The organism is Nonomuraea sp. NPDC005692 (genome assembly GCF_040631115.1).
In the GTDB taxonomy this organism is placed as follows: domain Bacteria; phylum Actinomycetota; class Actinomycetes; order Streptosporangiales; family Streptosporangiaceae; genus Nonomuraea.
In genome coordinates, this window is the sequence record NZ_JBEXYU010000020.1 from 79,504 (window position 1) to 104,002 (window position 24,499).

Below are 24,499 nucleotides of genomic sequence, written 5' to 3' on the forward strand. Positions count from 1 at the left end.
CTCTCTTTTTCGCTACCCCTGACCCTGGGCGCTATGCGTCGGCCGTCGGTCAACGCTCGCGTCCGAGGACGATGCAGGTGTTGAAGCCGCCGAACCCGAAGCTGTTGGACAGCGCGTAGCGGATGTCGGCGGCCCGCAGCCTGCCGGGTGCGAGCCGGCAGTCGCGGTTGATCGGATGGCGCAGGTTCAGGTTGGGATGGACGAAGCCGCGGCGCATCTGCACCACGGTCGCGATCGCCTCCACCACGCCGGCCGCGCACATGCAGTGGCCGATCAGCCCCTTGGTGGAGTTGACCCACGGCCGGCCGAAGCTGTCGCCCAGTGCCCTGCGCAGCGCGGCCAGCTCGGCCACGTCGCCGCTGGGCGTCGCCGTGGCGTGGGCGTTGACGTAGTCGATGTCGCGCGGCCCGACGCCCGCGTTGGCCATGGCGTTGACCATCACCTTGGCCTCGCCCTCCTCGCGCGGGTCGGGCAGGCTGTTGGCGTCCAGCTTCAGGTCGTAGCCGCACAGCTCGGCCAGCGCCGTCGCGCCGCGGGCGGCGGCCGAGCGGGCGCTCTCCAGCACGACGCAGCCGGCGCCCTGGCCGGGCACGAACCCCTCGTGGTCCTCGTCGAACGGCCGGCACCTGGCCTGCTGCGGCTCCTCGACGCCGGCGACCGCCCCGAGCGTGGCCAGGCCGCGCTTCTCCATCGGCGACAGGTCGGTCATGGCGCCCACCACCAGGCAGACGTCCACCGCGCCCGACTCCACCAGCCGGCTGCCGTTGATGATCCCGACGTTCCCGCTGGCCGAGGCGCCGCCCACGGTGTAGCCCTCGCCCCTGATGCCGAACACCTGGCTGAGCGTGCCCACCCGGTCGGTGTCCATGAAGTGCAGCGCGAACCTGGCCGGCAGGTGGGCGGGGTTGTCCTCGTACTTGGGGTGCAGGTCGTGGGCGTAGCCGGAGCTGAGGTTGTGCCCGGCCACGACCAGGCCCATCCGCTCGGGGTCGGCCCGCGCCTCGTGCAGCCCCGCCTGCTCGTACGCCTGCATGGCGGCGACCAGGTCCATCTGCAGCGGCTCCGGCGAGCGGTTGGCCGCCCTCAGCGCGCTGCGCACGATCTCCTCGGGCAGGCGGCGCCGGGCCGCCACCGCCTCCCGGAAGCGGAAGCCCTTGACCAGGGCGGCCAGGCGCGGCCCGCCGTCGCCGGGGTCGGGCACCGGCCCGATCCCGCACCGTCCGGCCCGCAGCGCCCTGGTGAACGACGGGACGGTGGAGGCGATCGAGCAGACGATGCCCATGCCGGTGACGACGACCTTCATGAATGCCTCGCCAGCAGGTCGACCAGGGACCGGATGTCGTGCACCTCCTGGAACTCCGACACCGGCACGGTCAGCCCGAGGTCCTCCATGCTCATGGTGACCACGTCGGCCCGGTCGACGCTGTTCGCGCCCAGGTCGGTCAGGGTGCCCTCGGTCGTCACGTCGCCGGGCCGCAGGTCCGGCAGCACCTTCAGGACGTTCTGCTTGACGGTCTCGAAAATCTCTGTGTCGGTCATGGTGCCAGCCATTCGTAGGTTCGGTGGTAGTCCTTCGTCCCGGTGTTCACCAGGAGGTCGCGGTCGAAGCGGGCGCGGCTGAGCAGGTGCTCGTACGCGCCCACGTCGACCTGCCTGTCCCGCTCCGGCACGAGGCAGGTCAGGGTCTCGGGCAGCAGCGCCGCATACTCGTCGAAGGCGAGCTCGCAGCGGCCGTCCAGGTGTTCGCCGATCCGCATCGCGGCCAGCGTGCTCGCCGACTCCTCGTCGACCAGGCCGCTGAAGAACTCCGAGGAGCAGCCGGAGCCGTAGGAGTAGAGGCCGACCCGGGCCGGGCCGTCCAGGGTGGCGTGGTCGATCAGGCTGGCCAGCGCCAGGTAGACCGAGCCGGAGCAGAGGTTGCCCACCCGTCTGGGGTAGGCGAGCGAGGGCAGCACCCGCCGCTCGAAGTCCTCCTCGACCGACGCCGTGCCGCCGCCCGACTCGCGCATCAGCTTGCGGTGCGCGGCCTTGACCATCCCGGCGAACGGGGTGTGCATGGCCAGGTGGTCGAAGGTGGTGGCGAAGTCGGCGTCCTCGACCCTGGACCGGTAGCCGGCCAGGCAGCTGGTCAGGCAGTCGAGGTAGGCGAACAGCGAGCGGTCGGAGTCGGCGATGTCGAACGTCGGCCCCGGCCGCGCCGAGTCCATCGTCTCGTAGCTGTGGTTGCCGAACGCCCCCAGATCCAGGTCCAGGACGCGCGGCCGGTCGCTGATCAGCACGGCCGCCGCCCCGGCGCCCATGGCGGGCTCGGCGTAGGCGGCGCGCTCGTCCACCAGCGCCACGTCCGTCGCGATCACCAGCGCCTTCGCGCCGGGCGACACGCCCGAGGCGACGTACGCGGCGGCGAGCTGGACGGCCGCCGTGGCCGCGTAGCACGCCTGCTTGACCTCCACGACCCGGCAGCTCCGCGGCAGCCCCAGGTACTCGTGCACGTAGGAGGCCACCGACTTGCTGTAGTCGAGGCCGGACTCGGTGGAGGTGATCAGGATCTCGATCCGGTCGTCGCCGGCGATCGGCCGGGCGGCGTTGACCGCGTTGGTCACCGGGTCCTCGAAGGGCAGGCCGACCGAGCGGTTGCGCATCATCAGGTTGCCCAGGCGCTCGGCGTCGAGCCCGCGCCCCTCGAACAGCTCCGGCACCGGGATCTGGGCCAGGCCGCAGTAGACGTTGAGTGCCTCGATTCCGACGTTCACCTCACACGCTCCCACAGGAAGTCGACCAGGGCGTCGATGCTGGGCACGCCGCCGAAGGAGGACAGCGGCTCGCGCACGCCGAGCCGGTCGAGCACGGCCAGGATGATCTCGACCCGGTCCACGGAGTCCGCGCCCAGGTCCTTCAGGTGCGCCCGGCCGTCGATCTCGACGCCGGGCAGGATCTCGTCGATCGTCTTGTGCACGACGCCCTCGACGTGTTCACGCGTCGTCATCGGTGTCTCCCCTCCGGAGAACTCGCAGGGTGCTGACCGCGATCGTGCGGCCCCGGTCCTCCATGACGAGGTTGACGATCTCCTCGTTCTCGTCCTCCGGCGCCGGCCAGCACTCCAGGCTCACCCGCAGCACCGAGTCGGCGTTCGCGTTGCCCAGGTAGCACAGCCGCTGGTCGAGCACGACCCGCCGGAGGAAGTCGGCGACGCCGATCCCCCGGCTCCGCCAGAAGCGCAGCAGCACCCAGTCGACGATCGCGAAGTAGGAGGCGAAGTAGAGCAGGCCCACGCCGTTCAGGTCCCTGGACGGCTCCACCGGGTAGTCGGCGGTGAACGTGACCGGATCGTCCGGCTTGCGGGCCAGGAACGTACCGGTGCTCCGCGCGTGGCCGTAGATCTTCCTCGGCGAGTACGCGCCGGGCAGCGTCGGCAGGTGCTCGTGCCTGAAGTCCACCGGCGACGACTTGACCAGCCCCTCGTTGCTGCCGGGGGCGCTGCGCGAGATCCAGCGGTTGAAGGTCTCGACGTAGATGCAGCCGGGGTCGTCGAAGGCGTAGAAGCGGTCGGGGTCGAGCTCGTCCGTCCCGCCGCCGCCGCGGCCGATCCGGTGCAGGGCCAGCACCGACTCGCTGCCGAAGCCGAACAGCCGGGAGGTGACCGCCAGCTCGTCTCCGAACGTCAGCGCGTTGACGTGCAGGTCGCGGCTGCCCCTGACGTGGAAGTAGTAGAACGACAGGTACGTCGGGTCGCCGGCGGCGTTGCGCGCGTCGAAGGCGTTCGTGCCGCACAGCGCGCTGACCGTGTCCCAGGTCCAGTCGCCGACCTCGCCCATGAACAGCGAGCTGGGCCCGCACATCCCTGGCTTGACCAGCTCGGTCCTGGTCACGGTGCTGTCGTCAATTCTGTTCATCATGGAACTCGCAGATCAGCCGGTTGACGTGGTCGGGGCTGGTGAGCTGCGGGAAGTGACCCGCGTCGGGGATCTCCTCGTACCGGGAGTCGGGGATCAGGGCGTGCAGCAGGTGCGCGGTCTTGGCCGGGATGACGGTGTCGTACCGGCCCTGGACGATCAGCGTGCGCGCCCGGATCTCCGGCAGCCGGTCGCCCAGGTCCGGGCGTTCGGCGAACACGTCCAGGTAGCGCAGGCCGACCTGCGGGGCCATGCTCTCGGCGCGCAGCAGCAGCCGCATCAGGGCGTCCCGCCGCTTGCGCAGCCGCTTGGACCTGCTGCCCTCGATGACCCGGTCGAAGTCCTGGGTGGCCACCACCTCCAGCTTGTCGATGTCGCCGACCCGGTTGCCGATGCGGCAGGAGCTGCCGATCAGGATCAGCGACTCGGTGTCGTCCGGGTGGTCGAGCGCGTACGCCAGGGCGACCAGCCCGCCGAACGACGCCCCGGCCACGTGTGCCGGGCCGCCCGCCACGTCGTGGCAGAGCCGGGCCAGGCCGCCGAGCGACAGGTCGGCGGCGGCCGTGGTCGCGCCGACGCCCGGATGGTGCACGCTCGTCACCCGGTAACGGTGGGCCAGGCCCTCGAACTGGCGGGCGTAGACGCCGGCGCCGATGTTGAACGGGTGCATGAGCAGCAGGGCCGGTCCTGAGCCGGCGCTGAACAGCTCGACGTCGCCGTCCGCGGTGGTGACGATCTCGTGTTCGACGTCGGGGTTGTGCTCGCGCAGGATCGCCAGGTTGGGGTTGTCGGGGCTCCTCCGGGTCTCGTTCTTCCGGCGGTTGGGACGGGCGGCTCGCGGGGCGTCGGCCTTCCGGCGGGCGGCTTGCGGGGCGTCGGTGCCGAGGAGGGCGCCCAGGCGGGCGGCGGCGTCCTTGGCCTCCTCGACGCTCAGGCCGACCGGCACCGCCAGGCGCACCACGCCCTCGCGGCCGAAGTGCGGAGCGCCCCTGATGCCCGTCTCGCGGAAGATGCGCACGTGGTCGGCGTCCTTCAGCAGCACGCAGTGACCGCCGGGCGGGCCCTCCAGCGGCACGCCGGCCTCCGACAGGCCCTGCCGGAGCGCCGCGACCGCGTCCGTCCGGGCCCGCACCTGCTCGGCCACCGTCTCGCGGTCCTCCAGAGCGGCCGCCATGATCCGGCGGTTGGCCAGGCCGACGTCCCTGCCCCATGTCTCCAGCCGCTCGGCGACCCGCTCGCGCAGGGCGTCGTCGCGGGTGGCGAGCAGGCCGCCGAACGGCACCCCGAAGTCCTTGGACAGGCTGATCGTGGCGCTGTCGGCCAGTTCGAGCAGCTCGCCGACGACCTCCCACACGTCCCGGCCGTCCGCGACCGCCACGGCGTTGTCCACCACGCGGGCGCCGTCGATCACCAGCGGGACGCCGCGCCGCGCCGCGGCCTCCTTGACGGCGCGCAGGCTCGCCAGTGAGGTCGGCGCGCCGCCGGCCGCGTTGTTGGCCACCTCCACGCAGACGAACGAGACCGGCTCGTCCCCGGCCAGCTCCGCCTCCAGCGCCTCGACGTCGATCTCCGGGCCGCCGGGGAGCTCGACCGGCTTGAAGCCGTTGTCGGCCAGGCTCAGGAACCAGGTCGGGAACAGGCCGTTGTGCAGCACCCGCCCGCGCCGGCCCGGCCACGACCGGCACAGCAGCGCCTCGGCCGCCCGGCCGGAGCCCGTCGGGACGACGAAGGGGAACGGCAGGCCCTCGATCTCGGTGTCCGGGCGGGCGGCCGACCGTTCCGTCAGCCGCCGCAGCCGCTCGGCGATCCAGGGGGCGTCCAGCTCGGCCCAGGAGTCGGTGATCAGGTCGGTGGTGACGTGGTGGGCGGGGACGCGGGCCGGCTCGCCGCCGTACCGGTTCAGAAGCTCGGCCATGTCCGGTTTGCCCTCAGCCGGTTTGTCTTTCGCCGGCTTGACTTTCGCTGGCTTGTCCTCTGGCGGCTTGTCCGCGGCCGGTTCGTCGGTGGTGGGGGTGTCGGTGGTGGCGGGGCGCAGGTCCGGGTCGGCGATCATGAGGATGATCTCCGAGACCGGCGTGCGGTCCTCCCCCTCCGGCTGGCACAGGTAGATGGGCACGTTCACCGGCCGGAACTTGTTCTTGAACTGGAAGTTCCCCTCGCCGAAGATGCCCGCGGAACGCAGCTCGTCCAGCGCCTGCCGCACGTCCGGGGCGGCGTTGGCCGACTCCTCCGTCTCCACGCCGAAGCTGGCGCCGAAGCTGAACATCGTGCACCCCTCGTCCACGAGCTGCTCGATGATCTGCACGATCGCGAACTCCAGCCCGCCGAGCGGCATGCCCTTCGGGTAGAACTCGACGTCCAGCAGGTAGCCGTTCTCCGACGGGATCTTCGTGATGACGACGGCGTTGGCCACCTCGTCGTCCAGGTAGGTGACGAAGACGCGGTGCCTGCCGTCCAGGCGGCCCTCCTCGATCTCCCGCCGGACGACCGACACGTACGGGTTGACCATCTGCTTGCGGCCGGCCCACTCGTCCACCAGCCCGGCCAGCCTGCGGTCCATCGCGGGGTCCTCGCCCGAGCGGTACTCGGCCGTCCGGCACTCGCCCGCCTTACAGAAGCGCCGCACCATGTAGCGCAGGCGTTCCATCCGGCCGCCCTTCAGCGTGAAGGAGCCCAGGTCGTCGAGCCGCTGCACGGCCCCGAACGGCGTCGCGCTGTACGGCTCACCGGCCACCTCGCGCACCGGGAGGAGGGACAGGAAGTTGGGCCGCAGGCCGCGCGCCCTCGCGTAGGCGGTGTACTCCTCGACCAGTTCCTGGAAGTACTCCTCTGAGCCGGCGTAGCTCCAGGCCAGCAGGTTGCCGCCGTTCTCGGAGACGTGCAGGTAGCCCTCCCGCGCCGAGCCGACGAAGGCCAGCGGCGCGATGTCGCGTCCGGCCAGGCCGCCCTCCTTGGCGTGGCGGCGGTCGATGCCGGCCACCAGGTCCCGCAGGTCCGGGTGCCGGTGCAGGTCCCGCTTCAGCAGCACGGCCGGCTCGCCGTCACGCGCCCGCGTCTCGAACGGGGCCGGTCCGTCCGGCTCCTCCAGGGGGCGTACGGACTCGGCGCCGCGCTCGTCGCGCAGGTGCGCGGCCAGTTCGGCGGGCGTGGGGTGGTCGAACAGGAGGGTCTTGCGCAGCGCGCCGACCTGCTTCTCCAGGACGCTCACCACGCGCAGCATCTCGAAGGAGGTCAGGCCGTTGTCGGCGAAGCTGCGGGTGGGGTCGAGCGGGCGTTCGATGATCGCGCCGACCAGGTCCGCGAGCTGGTCCTCCAGGGCGCCTGCCTTCCCTTGCGCGGGCTCCGGGGCCTTGGCCCGTGCGGGGCCGGGCGCCTTCGCCTGCTTGGGCGTGCGGGTGCGCTTCGGGGCCGGTTCGGCGACCTTTTGCGCGGGCCTCGGGGCCGGTTCGGGCGTGCGCTTCGGGGTGGGTTCCTGTTGTGGTTTCTGGGTGGGGGCGGAGTCGGTGATGGCTGATTCGACGGCGCGGGCGAGCCGGTCCACCGTGTCGTACTCGTACAGCTCGGCTGCCTGGAGGTCGAGGGAGAAGGCGGTGTTGATCGCCTTGACCAGTTCCATCCGGAAGATGGAGTCGAGTCCCAGTTCCTCGAAGGGGGTGTCCACGTCCACGCCGGCGGGGTCGGCGTCCAGGATCGTGGAGAGCCGTTCGCGCAGCATCTCCTCCACCCCGGCGGGCCCGCCTGCGCTTCCGGCGGGGGCGACCGGTGTCTCGTCCAGCCGTGCGGCCTCCGCCCGCTCGGCGGGGGCGGGCGCGTCCGGCGTCCGGCCGCCCTTGGCGGCGCGCAGGCGCACCTTCCCGTCGCTGGTCCGCCGTACGACCCCGCCGTCCGAAGGCGCGGCGGACGACACGGCGGCCGGGGCGGCGGCCCGGGACGGCTCGGGCGCGGTGAACCAGTGCTCGACGCGGGCGAAGGGCGGGCCGGGCAGCGAGACCCGCACCGGGCGCGGCCCCTGCCACAACCCCTGCCAGTCCACCTCGCTGCCGGAGACCCACGCCTCGGCGAGGTCCTGCGGCCCGGTGCCCCACGGCGCCGGGGCGTCCCTGCGGGCGGTGCCCCTGTGCACGCCCGCCGGTTCGCCGCTCAGCGCCCGGACCGCCTGATCGCGATCGCTGACCACCACGGCGAGCCGTTCGGACAGGTGGCGGCGTCCGTTCTGGAGGGTCCAGGCGATGCGGTCGAGGCCGATCTCCGGATGTTCCCGGATGTACCGGGCGACGTTCTGGGCGTACTCCTCCAGGGCTTCCCGGCGGGCCGCCGACAGGACCAGCACCCGCAGCTCCCCCGCCTTCTCCGGCGGGACCTGTTGCCGGTACGCCTCCAGCACCACGTGCGCGTTCGTGCCGCCGAAGCCGAACGAGCTGACCCCGGCGACCCGGTCCGGCCCGTCCCACGGCGTGAGCCGCGTGTTGATGGTGAACGGGCTGCGCTCCAGCCGCACGTACGGGTTGGGGCGCTCGTAGTGGATCGTCGGCGGCAGCGCCCCGTGGCGCATGCACAGCAGCACCTTGAGCAGCCCGGCGATGCCGGCCGCCGCCTCCAGATGACCGATGTTGGTCTTCACGGTGGCGAGCGCGACGTGCGGGACGTCCGGCGCGGGCCGCCCCCGGTCGGCGTACAGCCGGGCGAACGCCTTCTTCATGCCCTCGATCTCGATCGGATCGCCGAGCCTGGTGCCGGTGCCGTGCGCCTCGATGTAGGTGACACGGGCGGGATCGACGTCCGCCTTGCGGTAGGCGTCGACCAGTACGCGCGCCTGCGCCTCGGGGTTGGGCGCGGTGAGCGAGCTGGCCCGGCCCCCGTGGTTGACCGCGCTGCCCCTGATCACGGCGAGGATCTGGTCGCCGTCCGCCTGCGCCGTCCGCAGCGGCTTGAGCAGGACGGCTCCGCAGCCCTCGCCCCGGCCGTAGCCGTCGGCGCGTTCGTCGAACGTCTTGCAGACGCCGTCCTCGCTGATCATGCCGGACTTGGCGAAGGCGATGTAGAGCCCCGGGCTGAGCGTCAGGTTGACGCCGCCGGCGATGGCCGCGTCGCACTCGCCGTCCTCGATGGCGCGTACCGCGTGGTGCAGGGCGACGAGGGAGCTGGAGCAGGCGGTGTCGACCGCCTCGCTCGGGCCGCGCAGGTCCAGCAGGTGGGAGACGCGGTTGGCCAGGATGCAGTCGGCCACGCCGCTGGCCGTGTGGGCCTCGACCGGCACGCCGTGTTCGCGCAGCAGGTCGTCGTAGTCGCACGCGGACACGCCCGCGAACAGGCCCGTCCTGGTGCCGGCCAGGTCGGCGGGGCGGTAACCGGCGTCCTCGACGGCCCGCCAGACGGTCTGCAGGAACAGCCGCTGCTGCGGGTCCATCATCGCCGCCTCCTTGGGCGAGATGCCGAACAGCGCGGCGTCGAAGGAACGTACGTCGTCCAGGAATCCGGCGCGGACGTTCGCCGTCTCGGGGTTCTCGCGCAGCTCGCGCCGGTCCTCGGGGACCGGCCGGGTGAGGTCGCGGCCCTCGGCCAGGTGGCGCCAGAAGTCGTCCAGGTCGGCGGAGCCGGGCAGCATGCCCGCCATGCCGACGATCGCGATGCCCCCCGTTGCCAGGTCGCCCGTCGCGGTCCCAGCCGTCGTTCCGGTCGTCGGGTTGTCAGGGGCGGGTGGGGAGGTCCCGGCGCCGGGCCGTGGGGGCGAGGTCACGGTCTCCGGCGCCGGGCCTGGCTCGGCGTCCTCCTGCCGCCCGGCGGGGGCGGCGAGAGGTTCTGCGGCGGGGGCGGGTGGGGTGGTGGTGGCCGGGGCGGGTGGGGTGGTGGTGGGAGCGGATGCGGTGGTGGCCGGGGCGGGTGGGGTGGTGGTGGGAGCGGATGCGGTGGTGGCGGTGGGTGGGGTGTGGGCGGCGGCGATCTCGGCCGGGTGCTCGGCGAGCAGGTGGTCGCAGAAGGTGGCCAGGTCGGTGGCCTCGAAGAGCACGGTCGGCAGCAGGTCCAGCTTGTACCGCTCGTTGACCTGGTCCACCAGCTCGGCCATGGAGATCGAGTCGAACCCCATGTCCATCAGCTCGGCGTCGAGGTCCACGTGCTCCTCGCCCACCAGCAGGAATCCGGCCGCCGCGCGACGCAGCTCCGCCCGGACCGCCTCGATCAGATCGTCGTCGGACCCGGTCGTCTCCGTCGCGGACATGGGCTCACTCATCTCCATAACCTCGGATTCGGGGTTCGCGGGCGGCTGGGACCGTTCGGGGGCGGGCCCGGATGGGCCTTCGACCACGGCGAAGCTCGTCTCGGCTCCGGCCAGCCCTCGGGCGAAGGCGGCGAGACCGGCGGCGGTGCTCATCGGGACGCTGCCCCAGCGGCGTTCGAACAGCCGGCGGGTGGCGTCGTCCACCTTCATGCCGCCCTCCTCCCACAGCGGCCAGCCGACGGCGAGCGTCCTGCCGTGCCCGAGCCGCGCGCGCCGCTCGGCGAAGTGGTTGAGGAAGGCGTTGGCGTAGGCGTAGTCGATCTGCCCGATGTTGCCGGTCTCGGCGGCCACCGACGAGAACAGCGCCAGGAAGTCCAGCGGCTGCCCGCGCAGGGCCTCGTCCAGCAGGACGGTGCCGAGAACCTTGGGCTCCAGCACGGCCCGCGTGTCCTCGGGACGTTTGCGCACGGCCCGCGCGTCCCGGTGGATCCCGGCGGCGTGGATGACGCCGTGGAAGGGGCCGTACCGGTCGCGCAGGTCACGCAGGTCGGCGGCCGAGCACACGTCGGCGCGCACGTAGACGGCGGGCAGCCCGGCGATCCGGCGCCCGATGTCGTCGCCGGGCTCGGACCGTCCGGTCAGGACCAGCTTCGCCGCCCCGCGCCCGGCGAGGAAGCGGGCGAACGCCAGCCCGATGGCCCCGGCGCCGCCGGTGATCAGGTACGTGCCGTCCGGCCGGACGTCCAGCCCGGGTGGCGGCGGCTCGTACGGCTCCATGCCCTTCAGCAGGCGGGCGCCGTCGCGGTAGGCGACCTCGGAGACCCGCTGCTCGGGAGCGGTTCCGGCGGCGGGCGCCCGCAGCTCGGCCGCGACCTGCGCCGGGGTGGCGCCGGTGACGCAGACGCCGCTGAACGCCGTGTGCTCCAGGGCCAGCGTCCTCAGGGCGGCGGCCAGGGCGGTGTGGTGCGGCTCGCCGGTCGCGGCGGACACCACCACCCTGAGCGGGCCCCCGTCGCGCAGGACGGCGGTGGCCGTGCGCAGCAGAACGTCGAAGGCGGCGGTCCCGGGGAACGGGTCCGAGGGTGCGATCACGATGGCGTCCGGGGTCCGGCCCAGGCCGCCGAACTGTCCGGCGGCCTGCTCGGAGGGATCGTCCAGGCCGTCGAGCTGTCGGGCGGCCTGGTCGGGGGTGCCGTCCGATGGGAAGGCGTCGCCGGGGCGGAGCCGGGTGCCGCCGAGCGCTGCGGCCAGCCGGTCGTCGTCGGTGATCACCAGGAGGGCTTCCGGTTCCCGGGGGCCTTCGGGGAGTGCGGCGGGCGTCCAGCGGGGCCGCAGGTAGGTGCAACGCCCGTCCGCTGGCTCCCCCGCTCCCTGAGCGGAGGCGGCCTCGGGGGCCGGCCCCGAGGTCAGCTCGGACGCCGGCTCGGCGGCGAGCTCCGAGCCCGCCTGAAGGGCGGCCGCGTCGGCGGGCGTCGACTGGAGGTCGGGAGGTCGGGGCGCGGTGCTGGGTTGGGGCTTGCCCGCGGGGTCACCAATGGGGTGGGTGGGTGCGGGGGTGGGGAGCCAGTAGGGGCGGCGGTCGAAGGGGTAGGGCGGGAGGGTCACGCGACGCGGGTGGGGGGTGGGCCAGTTGGCGGCCCAGTCCACCCGGGCGCCCGCGACCCAACCGGCCCCGAGCCCCTCCGCGCCGCCCTCCGGCGGAGCCTGGCCGGCGCCGGGATCCGCCGTCCCCACGAGGACGCCTTCGGCCTGCCCGTCGTCCGCGAACGAACGCAGCCGGGCGGCGAGCTCGTCCAGGGTGGCTGCCCGGACGGCGAGCCGTTCGGGCAGCTCGGCGCGGCCCACCTGGGTGGTGTAGGCGAGCTCCGCCAGCCCCGCCCGCCCGCTCGCCGCGACGTCCGCGACCCCGCCCGCCATGGCGCGCAACTGGTCACGGGTACGCGCCGAGAGCAGGATCACCTGCTCGCCCGCGTCGACGGGCTCCGGCGGCGTCCCGGCGGTGGGCACGTACTCCTCCAGGACGACGTGCACGTTGGCCCCGCCGGCGCCGAACGAGCTGACCCCCGCCCGGCGCGGGAACGCCTCGCCGTCCAGGAAGGGCCGCTGCCAGTCGGTCAGCCGGTCCGGCGGCCGGAAGGGGGACGCGGTGAAGTCGATCTTCGAGTTGGGCGTCTCCAGGTTCGCGCAGGGAGCCACCTGGCCGTGCTGGAACTGCAGCAGCACCTTGGTGAGCCCGGCGATGCCCGCCGCCCCCTCCAGGTGCCCGATGTTGGCCTTGACGGAGCCGACCATCCGGTCCACGCGGTCCGCGTCCGCGGCACCCTGGGAGGCGAAGGCCCGGGTCAGGCTGGCGATCTCGATGGGGTCGCCGAGCGCGGTGCCGGTGCCGTGGGCCTCGACGTACGAGATGGTCCGCGGGTCCAGTCCGGCCCGCCGGACCGCCTCGGAGACCAGGTCGGCCTGGGCGCTCGGATTGGGCACGGTGTACCCGGCGGTCTTCCCTCCGGCGTTGGCGAAGGCGCCCTTGATGACGCCGTAGATCCGGTCGCCGTCCCGCTCGGCGTCGGCCAGGGGCTTGAGCAGCACCGCCCCGACGCCCTCACCCGGCACGAACCCGTCGGCCGCCTCGTCGAACACCTTGCAGGCGCCGTCGGCGGCGAGCATGTTCAGCGAGCAGAGCGCCACGAAGTGGGCGGGGTGCAGGATCAGGTTCACGCCGCCCGCGATGGCCTGCGCGCACTCGCCGCGCCGCAGGCTCTCGCAGGCGAGCTGGACCGCGGTCAGCGACGACGAGCAGGCCGAGTCGACGGCGAGGCTCGGCCCGCGCAGGTCGAAGAAGTACGACACCCGGTTGGCGATCGACCAGTACGCCGAGTGCGCTCCCGCGAACCTGCCCTCCGGCCAGCCCTCGGCCGCCGCCATGCGCCCGTAGGAGCCGTACATGGTGCCGACGAAGACGCCGGTGCTCGGCTGCCTGGTGTGCTCGCTCAGGTAGCCGGCGTCTTCGAGCAGGGTCCAGGCGGTCTCCAGGAACAGGCGCTCCTGCGGGTCGGTGATCTCGGCGTCACGGGGCAGGATGCCGAAGAACGGCGCGTCGAACTGCTCCACGCCCTCGATGAAGCCGCCCCACTTGCTGTAGGTGCGCTGCTTGCGTCCGCGTTTGGGGTCGTACAGGGCGTCCAGGTCGAAGCGGTCCGCCTCGGTGATGCAGTTCGCGCCCTTCGCCAGGTTGTTCCAGAAGGCGTCCAGGTCGGGGGAGGCCGGGTAGCGGCCGGTCACCGCGACCACGGCGATGTCGAGCGCCTGCGCGGCGGGCTCGCGGCGCGGCGCGGGCCGCGCCGGCTCCGCCCGCGCGGGTTCCTGTCCCAGGGCCGCGCGCAGGCGCTCGCCGTGCTCGTTCTCCAGGTACGCGGCCAGCTCCTCGATCGTCAGGTTCTCGAACAGCAGGGTGGACGGCAGCGGCCCGAGGTCCTGCTCGAACCGGTGGATGACGTTCTGGCTCACCAGCGAGTCGATGCCGAACGTCTCGAACGTGGCGCGCTCGTCCAGGTCGGTCGTCCCGTACTTGAGCACCTCGGCGAACACCCGCTTGACGTAGCCGCGGGCATCGGTGCCGGTGGCGGTGGCGGGCGTCGTCTCGCCCACCAGGACGCACTGGTCGAGCTCCGCGACGGGCGTGCCGGGGATGCCCAGGGTGCGGGCGGGGGTGAGACCGGCTTCCCGGAACGCCCGCTGCCACTGCGGCGCGCCGAGCAGCGGACTGTGCGGCAGGCGCAGCTCCTCGTCGGTGAAGCGCCACCAGCCCGGGGTCAGCCCGAACGTGAGGGTCAGGAAGTCGGCCGCCCTGGTCACCTCGTTGACCAGCAACCGGCCGCCGGGACGCAGCAGCGCGGCGGCGTTGCGCAGCGTCCGGCCGACGTCGGCGGTGGCGTGCAGGACGTTCGTGGCCAGCACGACGTCGTAGGCGCCGGTCTCGAAGCCCTGCTCGGCCGGGTCGCGTTCCACGTCGAAGAGGGCGAGGACGAGGTCCGGGCGGCGCGCGCCGAACTCCCGCTCGCCGTGGCGCAGGAACCCGGGCGAGACGTCGGTGTAGGTGTACTCGACGTCCTGGCCTTCCAGGGCGTCCAGCACGAAGCCGGTGCTCGCGCCCGTACCGGCGCCGATCTCCAGGACGCGGCGGGGGCCGCCGCGGGCGACCTCCCCGGCCAGCAGCCGGTTGAAGTGGTCCGAGACCGCCTGTCCCTTGTAGACCTGCTCGACCAGGCTCATCGAGCCGCCGGGGAACAGCACCTCCATGGGGTCGCGGTCGCCCGCCAGCACGCCGGGCAGCGCCTCGACGCAGGCGGTCAGCAGCTTGACGTGCGGCTCCAGGTCGGGGAAGCGGGCCAGCACGTCCGCCGGCGACGTCTCCGGCGCGGGCCCGTCCAGCAGGTCGAGCACGGCGGCGCGCAGCCGTCCGCGGTCCGCGCGCACGTTCTCGACCGCCCTCACCCGGTCGGCCGACCGGTGCAGCAGCCCGCGGGCCAGGTCGTCCAGCGCGGCGAACGCCGTCCGCGCCCGTTCCAGCTCTGCGAGCTCGCCGGTCCGGCCGGGCTCGGTGGCGGCGTCCGGGGTGCGGACGCCGATGTGGGCCAGGCCCTTCGGCTCCGCCTTGACGACGAGTGCCTGCCGCGCGCCCGAGCCCAGGACGGCGGCCAGCGCCGCCATGCCCTCCTCGGGCTCGATCGAGCCGATGCCCAGCTCGGCGAACCGGCCGTCGTAACCGCCGCCGGAGACCGCGCCGACGCTGCCCCAGTAGCCCCAGTTGATCACGCTGACCGGCCGGTCGGGCAGGCTCAGCGCGTAGGCGTCCTCGAACGTGCTGGCGGCCGCGTAGTTCGCCTGGCCGCCCACCTCGACGAACGAGGCCGCCGAGGAGAAGTAGGCCAGGAAGTCGAGCGGCAGTCCCGCCAGCGCCTCGGCGAAGACGGCGGCACCGGCGACCTTGGGCGCGAGCACCTGGGCGAACGCGTCGTCGTCCATGTTGGCGAGCGTCATGTCGCGCAGCACCAGAGCGGCGTGGAAGGCGCCGTGGAGCTCGCCGAACCGCTGCCGGGCCGCCTCGACGGCCCTGCCGAACGCGGCCCGGTCGGCCACGTCGGCCCGCAGGTACACGGCCTGGCCGCCGAGCGACTCGATCTCGGCCAGCTGCTCGCGGATCTCGGGGCTGATCTCCCGCCGTCCGACCAGGGCCAGCCGCGCCCCTGCGGTGGCGGCCAGATGCCTGCTCAGGGTACGTCCGAGGCCGCCGGTCCCGCCCACGATCAGGTAGGCCCCGCCGTCCCGGTACGGGCTGCGGCCGGAGGTCAGGGACAGGGGTTCCAGGGTGCGGAGGTGGCGGTGGCCGTCGCGGAGGGCGACCAGCTCGTCGGCGCAGCTCTCGGCGCGTACCAGGCGGGCGAGGTCGGCGGGCGGCGGCGGCTCGGCGCCGGCGTCGATGACGGCGACGGTCCAGTGCGGGTGCTCGGCGGCCACCGCCCTGGTCAGGCCGATCAGGCCGGCCGCGTGCGGGACGATCTCCTCGTCCCCGACCCGCACGGCTCCGGCGACGACCACCTTCACCGTGGGCCTCCAGTCGCGCCCCTGCTCGGAAAGCCGCTTGACCAGGCGGAACACGTCGCGGGTGGTGGGGTCGCCGGCTGGCGGGCCGCTCCGGTCGGGCAGGGCGAGGACGTACACGGTGTCGTACCGCCCCTCCGGCCGTCCCTCGGGCGGGGCGGGCGAGGCCAGCGGCGCCAGGCGGCCGTCCTCGTGGGTGTCCAGGAGGGCGCGGGCCAGCGGCTCGGCGGCGGGGGTGTGCAGCACGAGCGCCCGCCCGCCGCCCGCACCGGACCCGGTGGCGGACTCGATGGCGGGCTCGGTGGCGGGCTCGGTCCGGCGCCAGACGGGGGCGAAGATCATGCCGTCCGCCGGCCGGGCCGGTCGGGTCCGCAGGACGACCCCCCGGAACTCGGCCCTGACCTGCCCGGCGGCGTCGGCGAGGCGGACCGTGTACCCGTCCCGGCCCTCGTCGATCACGTGGGCGTGGGCGGGGCCGGTGATCGGGCCGTCCAGCTCGGCCGACTCCACGCTGAACGGCATCGCGGGCTCGCCGTCCTCGGGACGCAGCGCCGCGACGGTCTGGAGCGCGCCGTCCAGCAGCGCCTCCCAGCGCGCGCCGTCGCGCAGGACGCCGAGCGCCTCGCCGTCGCCGACGCGGACCTCGCGCAACACCCGGAACCCGGGCCCGTAGTGCAGCCCGGCCCGGTCGAAGGCGCGGTAGAGGTCGTCGCCCGGACGGCCGCCCGTGCACCGGGCCTCGACCTGCGCGACGTCCAGCCGCCGGAGTGCGCCGTCGCCGGTCCGCAGGGTGCCGCGGGCGTGCCCGTCCAGTTCGAGGCCGCCGTCGTCGCGCACGACCACGTCCAGGGCACGGGCCTCGCGCACCTCGAACGGCCGCAGCCACCGTACCCGCTCGAAGCGCACCGGACCGGACAGCCCGCCGCGCTCGGCGGCGATCGTCAGGAAGGCCACGCCGGGCAGCACGGGGGTGCCGCCGATCCGGTGGTCGGCGACCAGCGGGTCGTCGGGGCGGATCCACGTCCCGAGGGCGGGCCCGGCGGGGTGGCCGGCGCCGTCGATCCAGTGGCGCCGGTCGTCCGCGAACGGGTATCCGGGCAGCGGCACCCGCCGTCCGCCCGCCGTCAGGTCGTCCCAGGGGAGGTCTTCGCCGCTCGTGTACCGCTCGGCGAGGCGTCCCGCCTCACCGCGTGCCGGGCGGGCGCCGTCGCGCAGCTGGCCGCGCAGGTCGGCGAGGTCCCCGGCCACGTACGCGCACCGGGCCCCGGCCAGGTGCGGCCTGCCGACGGCGAGCGTGCGGGCGACGTCGCGCACGTCCAGCTCCGGGTGGGCGCCGAGGTGGCCGGCCAGGCCGGTGCGCAGCCGTGCCAGGGCCTGCTCGTCCGAGGCCGACAGGGGCACGACGACGTCCTCGCGCCCGCCGGCCCGCGGTTCGCGGGAGGGCGGGTCGGCGACCACGACGTGGCAGTTCGTCCCGCTGAAGCCGAAGCTGCTCACCGCCGCGACGCGCTCGCCCGAGCGGCCGGGCGTCCAGGGCGACAGCTCCGTGACCACTTCGAGCGCGCCGTCCGCGAAGTCGATCTTCGGGTTGGCCCGGACGAACCCCGGCGACGGCGGCAGCTGCCCATGCCGTAACGCCAGCAGGGTCTTGAGCAGCCCGCCGATCCCGGCCGCCATGGTGGTGTGGCCGACGTTCGCCTTGAGCGACCCGATGCGGCACGGGCGTTCGCGGTCCGTGCCGAACACCTTCGCCAGCGCCTTGACCTCGATCGGGTCGCCCAGCTCGGTCCCGGTGCCGTGCGTCTCGACGTAGTCCACCGCGCCGGGACGGATCCCGGCCCGCCGGTGCACCTCGGCCAGCAGTTCCGCCTGGGAGGAGGCGCTGGGCGCGGTGATGCCGTTGCTCGCGCCGTCGCCGTTGACGCCGCTGGCCCGGATCACGCCGTGGACGTGGTCGCCGTCCGCCAGCGCCCGGTCCAGCCGCTTCAGCACGACCACGCCGACGCCCTCGCCCAGCACGATGCCGTCGGCCGACTCGTCGAAGGGCGCGCAGGTGCCCGTGGGCGAGAGCATCCCGGCCTTGCTGCACCAGATGTGCATCCTCGGGGTGTTCATCACCGCCACCCCACCCGCGACCGCCGCCTCGCACTCGCCGCGCCGGATGCTTTCGCAGGCCAGGTGCACGGCCACCAGCGAGGACGAGCACGCGGTGTCCACGGCCATGGTCGGCCCGCCGAAGTCCAGCAGGTACGCGATCCGCGCGGGCAGCACCGAGGAGGCGTTGCCGAGGAAGGCGTGCCCGGTGTCGTCGCGTCCGGCCGCCGCGAGCAGGCCGGCGTAGTCGCCCGCGCCGCAGCCGACGAAGCATCCCCACGGCCTGCGGCCGGACCTGGCGGCGTAGCCGGCGTCCTCCAGGGCGTGCCACGCCTCCTGGAGGAACAGCCGCTGCTGCGGGTCCATCGTCTCGGCCTCGAGGGGCGAGATGTTGAAGAAGGCCGCGTCGAAGGCGTCGACGTCGGTGAGCATGGCGGCCCACTTGCTGTACGTCCGGCCCGGCGCCATGCGGTCGGCGTCGTACACCCGCGACACGTCGAACCGCTCCGGGGGCACCTCGCGGATGCTGCACCGGCCGTCCGCCAGGTTCCGCCAGAACGCCTCGAGGTCGGGCGCGTCCGGGAAACGCCCGGCCATGCCGATGACGGCGATGTCCCCCTCACGGGCGGCCTGCTTCTCACGGACGGCCGACTCCTCATGGGCGGAGGGCTCGTTCCGGGCGGGGGGCTCCTCGGGGGAGCGCACCGTCTCCAGGGTGACCGTGCCGGTGTTCGCGGGAGGCCGGGCGGCCGTGGTGTCCGGCTCGGCGCGGTCGCCGTCGAGCGAGGGCAGCCGGACCTGGCCCGCCCGCTCCTCCGGGCCGCCCGGTCCGGGCGTCCCGTCCCGCTCGGCGGGGGTGGGTTGTTCGGGCACGAAAGGTCGCTCCTCCCGGACCGGCTGCTCAGGGGCGGGACGCGGTGCGGAAGGGCTCTCCTCCCGGACCGGCTGCTCAGGGGCGGGACGCGGTGCGGAAGGGCTCTCCTCCCGGACCGGCTGCTCAGGGGCGGGACGCGGTGTGGAAGGGCTCTCCTGCCGGATCGGCTGCTCGGGGGCGGGACGGGGCGGGGGCACGGTCAGCCCGTCGGCGGCCACGGCGTCCCGTACGGCCTCCACCAGCGCGGGGACGGTCGGGTGGTCGTAGACCGCGACGGAGTCCAGGTCGAGCCCGAAGCTCCGGTTCAGGTCCCGGACGATCTCCACGGCCCCGATCGAGTCCAGCCCCATCTCGCTGAAGCTCAGCGAGTCGTCCACCTCGTGGGGCTGGAGGTAGAGGTGGCTCATGAGCGTGCCCTCGATGACCCGCCGCACCTCCCCCGGCTCAGGTCCGGCCCCCGCGGTACGCCCTTCCACGGGCCGGCCCTCCGCTGGACGGCCCTCCGCACCGCCTCGGGAACGACCGGGCTCGGAGGCCCCTTCCTCGGAGGCCCCTTCCTCGGAGGAGCCGCCTTCGGAGGCGCCGGCCTTCGGTGACGCGCTTCCGCCGGTGTCCGCTTTCGAGGCGTCGCTTCCGCCGGTGTCCGCCTTCGGGGCGTCGCCTCTGAAGGTGTCCACCTTGGCGAAGTAGTCGTCGACGCGGGCCAGCGACTCCTCCCCCAGCACGCGCTCGTGCATCCCCGACTCTCCCGCGATGACGCCGGTCAGCCGGTCGAGCACCCGTCCGGCCAGCTCGGACTTGAGCGCCCGCAGGGCGGGCAGCGGCAGCGCGGCGATCGAGCGGGCGTGCCTGAGCGCCGCCTTCAGCACGGCGCCCTGCGGCAGGACGGTCACCCCGGCCCCTCGCCGGGCCAGCTCCTCACCCGTGACGGACCGGCCGGTGTAGAGCATCTCGTGCGCCGCCGACCGGCCGAGCCGCTCCTCCAGGATGTACGTCGCGCCCATCCCGGGCGTGAAGCCGAACTTCATGAAGTTGGCGCTGTAGACCCCTTCGGCCGCCATGATGACGAGGTCGGCGAACAGCCCGAAGGCCAGCCCACCGCCCGACGCGTGCCCCTGGACGGCGGCGATGACCGGCCGGTCGCACCGCAGCAGCCCTTCGTACAGGAAGGGCACGTCCGTGAAGCGTCCCTCGCCGCCAGCGAGGGTGCGCAGGGCCTCCGGGGTGGCGCCCATGCTGAAGACGTTGCCGCTGCCGGTGAGCACGACCGCCTTGACGTCCTCGCGCCCGGCGATCTCGGCGAACGCGGCCTGGAGGTCGTCGATCAGCTCCCTGGTGAACATGGACGCCCCGGACCCCATCACCACCAGCGCCACCCCTTCGGGCAGCACCTCGAACCGCACCCCTTCCCCGTCCGGCACGAGCTCCACGACCTGCTCCTCCGGCGTCTGCGCGGCGGACGGCTCGGTGGGCGGCTCGACGGGTGACTCGGCAGGGGGCTCGGGGGTCGTGGTGGCGCGCTGCCAGCGGCCGAGCCAGCAGCTCTCCTCCTGGAACGGGTAGACCGGCAGCGACACCAGCCGCCCGCCGTCGTGGCACTCGCGCCACGGCACCTCGGCTCCCCCGGCCCAGGCGGCCGCCACCTCCGCCAGCCGTCCGGCCCGGAACAGCCGGACGCATTCCGCCGCCGACGGCGTCCCTTCCTCGCCGCCGCCGGAGCCGGTGAAGACGCCGGGGCCGGGGTTCGCGCCCGCCGCGTACGCCTCCAGGCCGTCCCGCAGCTCGGCCACGTCGCTCACGACGAGCGCCAGCCGCTCCGCCATGCCGGTCCGGCCGACCTGCGAGGTGTAGGCGAGGTCGGCCAGGGCGGTGCCGGGCCCGGCCAGGGAGGCGACGGTGTCGTCCAGCGAGAGGCCCTGACCGAGCTGGATCAGCGCGGCCGGGTCGAGGCCGAGGTCGCCCAGCGAGTCGGCCGGGTCGAGCTGGTCGGCGGGGATGCCGAGCAGCGCGGCCACCCGTTCGACGCCGCCCGGGGAGCCGCCCGGGGAGCCGCTCGCCGTCGCGGAGCCCGTGGCGGCGGTGTCCGCCAGGAAGCGGGTCCAGGCGCGGGCGTAGTCGCGCAGCGCCTCGGGCGTACGGGCGGAGAGCACGACCAGGCAGGGCCCGTCCGCGCCCGGCCCGGGAGCGGGCTCCGGCGCCTCCTCGACCAGGACGTGCGCGTTCGTGCCGCCCGCGCCGAACGCGCTGACCCCGGCCCGCCGGGGTGTGCCGTCCGCGCGGGTCCAGGGTTCGAGCGCGCGCTGCACGTGGAAGGGCGTGGCGGCGAAGTCGATCTTCGGGTTGAGCTCGTCGGCGTGCAGGGACGGCACCAGTTGCCCGTGCTGGAGCTGGAGCAGCACCTTGGTGAGCCCGGCGATCCCGGCCGCGCCCTCCAGGTGGCCGATGTTGGACTTCACCGAGCCGATCGCGCAGTCCGCGCCCTCCGGCAGGGCCTGGCGCATGCCCTCGACCTCGATCGGGTCGCCGAGCGAGGTGCCGGTGCCGTGCGCCTCGATGTAGCCGATGCTCGCCGGGTCCCAGCCGGACCGGCGGATCGCCGTGCCGATGAGCTGGGCCTGCGAGCGCGGGCTCGGGACCGTGGCGCCGCTGGTCCGGCCGGTGTGGTTGACGGCGGTGGCGGCGATGACGCCGTAGACGTGGTCGCCGTCGGCCCTGGCCTGCGAGAGCGGCCTGAGCAGGACGGCCCCGACGCCCTCGCCGGGCACGTACCCGCTGCCGCCGGCGCCGAAGGCGCGGCACCGGCCGTCCTCCGACAGCCAGTGTCCCTGGGCGAGTTGCAGGTACTTCTGCGGGTGGACGGTCGCGTTCACGCCGCCGGCCAGGGCGAGGTCGCACTCGCCGCGCCGCAGGCTCTCGACGGCCAGGTGCACGGCGGTCAGCGAGGAGGAGCAGGCGGTGTCCAGCGCGATGCTCGGGCCGTGCAGGTCGAGGGTGTAGGAGACGCGGTTGGCGATGGAGGCGTGCATGGCCGTGGGGGCGACGCCGCCCTCCCCGCCCTCGACGAGCTGGTAGTGGTTCCACATGACGCCCGCGAACACGCCGACGTTCTGCGCCGACAGCGACTCCGGCGGGTGGCCGGCGTCCTCCAGCGCGTGCCAGCAGGTCTGGAGGAACAGCCGTTCCTGCGGGTCCATGCGTTCGGCGTCGCGGCGGGAGATGCCGAAGAAGGCCGGGTCGAAGCGGTCGACGCCGTCGAGGAAGCCGCCCCACTTGCCGTACGTCCTGCCACGGGCGCCCTTCTCGGGGTCGTAGATCTCGTCGTGGTTCCAGCGGCCGTCCGGGACCTCCTCGATGCAGTCGCGTCCCTCGGCCAGGTTGCGCCAGAAGGCGCGCAGGTCGGGGGCCTGCGGGTAGCGCCCGGCCAGCCCGACGACCGCGATGGGCTCCTCGACGCGCACCGCGCCGGGCTCGCCGCCACCCGCCACCCGCTCCGCCGCGCGCGGCACGACCGCCGCGGGCCGGGAGGCCGGGCGGGGCGAGGGTTGCGGTGGGGCGGCCGGCAGCAGCGCGGGGATGCGGTCCGCGTCGCCGTGCAGCACCGTCAGGACGTCCTCGGTCCCGCTCAGGGCGCGGTCGAACACGTCGAGGGCGGCCTCGGTGGGCAGCGGGACCATCCCGGTGGCCGTGCGGGCGCGCTCGACCGTCTCCGGCCCGACCCGCATCCCGCCCTCGGCCCAGTACGGCCACGCGATCGCCAGGGTCCGGCCCGGCCGGTCCCCCCGTGCCGCCCGTCGCCGGGCGAACTCCTCCAGGTACGCGTTCGCGAAGGCGTAGTCGGCCTGCCCCGGGTTGGCCAGCGACGCCGACACCGACGAGAACACCACGAAACAGTCCAGGTCGTCGTCCCTGGTCGCGGCGTCCAGGTGGCGCACGCTCAGGGCCTTGGCCGCCACCACGGCCTCGATGTCGGCGGCCCGCTTGCCCGGGTAGAGCCCGTCGCGGTTGACGCCCGCGCAGTGGACGACGCCGTCGATGCGGCCGTGGCGCTGCCGGACCGTGGCGAGGGCGCGCTCGACCTGGTCGGGGTCGGTCAGGTCGGCGGAGATCTCGGCGTTCCTGCTGACGGGCACGGCCGTGGCCTGGTGGCGGCGTTCCAGGTGCTCGGCGAGAAGGCGGCCGATGCCGCCCGTCCCGCCGGCGATCACGTACACGCCGCCCTTCCTGATCGGGACGGGCCCGCCGGGCTCGGGCTGCCCGGCCGGCTCGGCCGGGAGCCAGCGGCGCACCAGGCGTTCGCCGCGCTCGTAGCGGATCTCGGGCTCGGCGGAGGCGTCCCGCAGCACGTCGGAGCCGGCGGGGGCGGTGGTGTCCAGCCGGATGCTGCGGCAGCGGATCAGCGGGGTCTCGGTGGTGATCGTCCTGGCCAGCGCGCCGACGGCCTCGTGGGCGGGGTCGTCGCCGGTGTGGGCGTAGGTGAGGGTGACCGGTCGCTCCGGCTTCGCGGCGAGGACGGCCTTCGCGGTCTCCCAGACGGCCAGGCACGGGTCGGCGGGCTGCCCCGGCGTGGCCCGGATCACCAGGTGCCGGGAACCGTCGTACCGGGCGCCGGGGGTGATCTCGCGGTACTCGCCGGGGTCGTCGCCGTCCTGGGGTTGCGGCACCCACACGTCGCGGAAGCAGTGCGTCTCGCCCGGCTCGGGCTCCGGCTCTCCCGGGGTGAGGTCGTAGGCGGAGGAGAGGTGGGCGGCGAGGCTGTCGATGTCGCCGTACTCGAACAGCAGGGTCGGGTAGAGCCGCCGCCCGACGATCTTCTCCAGCCGTTCGCTGATGTCCACGAGCGTGACCGAGTCCAGGCCGAGGTCGTAGAAGCCGGTCCCGGTGGGCACCTCGCCGGGCGGGCGGCCGAGCGGCCCGGCGACGAGCTCGCGCAGGCGGCCGACCAGGTCGCCGGAGCCGTTGTGGCCGGTGGCGGACGGCTGCTCAGGACGCGCCGGGTCGTCGAGCAGCCGCTCGATCAGCCGCGGCGACCTGATGCGCTTGCACGACAGCCCGCCGAACCCGGCGACGAAGCGCCCCCGCTCGTCGTAGAGGCCGAAGTCGTTGGTGATCACGTCGCCGGACGGCGCGATGCTCTCCGGACGCGGCGCGTACACGTGGAAGGTCGCGCCGAGCCGCCGGGGCGCGCGGAACTCGGCGATGTAGACCGGGATGAACGGCTCCCGCCCCGACGCCTCGGTCTGCCCCAGCCCGGCCAGCGTGGCCGCGTCCAGCCGGGCGGGGTGCAGATGGAAGCCCTCGTGGCCGGGGGCGGGCGCGTCCTGCCGCAGCTCGGCGAGCAGGTAGCCGTCGCCGTGGTGCAGCCGTCCGGCGCACTTCATCGGGGCGCCGTGGCTGATGTCCTCGGCCCTGGCGCGGGCGTACAGGTCCTCCATGTCGCCGTGCCGCCGGGCGCCCCGGCGGAGAGCGTCCAGGTCGATCGGGCCGGGCTCGGGGCCGCTCGGCGTGCCCACCTTGCCGGTGAAGTTCCGCCGCCAGCCGGACAGCGGCGTCCCGTCCCTGCTCCAGCGGCTCTCCGCCCGCACGTCGGCGCCGTCGACGGTGACGCGGATCTCCCGGTCGGCCTCCGGCTTGGTGACGATCGCCTCGGTGAACAGCACCTCGCGCAGGACGATGTCCCCGGGGTCCCGCCCGGTCGCCATCAGCGTGCGGAACACCAGATCGAGGAACGTCACCCCGGGCATGACGGACACGTCGTGCACGCGGTGGTTCCGCATGATGAAGTCGGTGTGCTTCAGCGTGGTGTGACACTCGATCGCGGGCATG

Annotated in this window: 6 protein-coding genes; all 6 read right to left on the reverse strand. The window is 74.2% G+C overall.

Annotation, left to right across the window (positions count from 1 at the left end; genetic code table 11):
• Window positions 1-49: 49 nt before the first annotated feature.
• The 6 genes from ABZ459_RS33055 to ABZ459_RS33080 are packed head-to-tail and all read right to left on the reverse strand — an operon-like array spanning window position 50 to window position 24,498.
• On the reverse strand, window positions 50-1,303 hold the full coding sequence (locus ABZ459_RS33055) for a beta-ketoacyl synthase N-terminal-like domain-containing protein (RefSeq protein ID WP_357978806.1): 1,254 nt from the start codon (window positions 1,301-1,303) through the stop codon (window positions 50-52).
• Complete coding sequence (locus ABZ459_RS33060; protein WP_357978808.1) at window positions 1,300-1,539, reverse strand: phosphopantetheine-binding protein; 240 nt, start codon at window positions 1,537-1,539, stop codon at window positions 1,300-1,302. The genes ABZ459_RS33055 and ABZ459_RS33060 overlap by 4 nt, the downstream gene beginning before the upstream one ends.
• Window positions 1,536-2,753: a hydroxymethylglutaryl-CoA synthase gene (locus tag ABZ459_RS33065; protein ID WP_357978810.1), complete on the reverse strand. Its 1,218-nt coding sequence runs from the start codon at window positions 2,751-2,753 to the stop codon at window positions 1,536-1,538. The genes ABZ459_RS33060 and ABZ459_RS33065 overlap by 4 nt, the downstream gene beginning before the upstream one ends.
• Window positions 2,750-2,986 (reverse strand): phosphopantetheine-binding protein, encoded by a 237-nt coding sequence (locus ABZ459_RS33070; protein WP_352327369.1) that lies wholly within the window; start codon window positions 2,984-2,986, stop codon window positions 2,750-2,752. The genes ABZ459_RS33065 and ABZ459_RS33070 overlap by 4 nt, the downstream gene beginning before the upstream one ends.
• A complete protein-coding gene (locus ABZ459_RS33075; protein ID WP_357978812.1) occupies window positions 2,973-3,896 on the reverse strand; it encodes an LnmK family bifunctional acyltransferase/decarboxylase in 924 nt (307 codons plus the stop codon). The genes ABZ459_RS33070 and ABZ459_RS33075 overlap by 14 nt, the downstream gene beginning before the upstream one ends.
• The gene (locus ABZ459_RS33080) at window positions 3,880-24,498 is read right to left on the reverse strand and encodes an SDR family NAD(P)-dependent oxidoreductase (RefSeq protein WP_357978814.1); all 20,619 of its coding nucleotides are present in this window, start codon (window positions 24,496-24,498) and stop codon (window positions 3,880-3,882) included. The genes ABZ459_RS33075 and ABZ459_RS33080 overlap by 17 nt, the downstream gene beginning before the upstream one ends.
• Between the last annotated feature and the right edge of the window lies 1 nt (window position 24,499).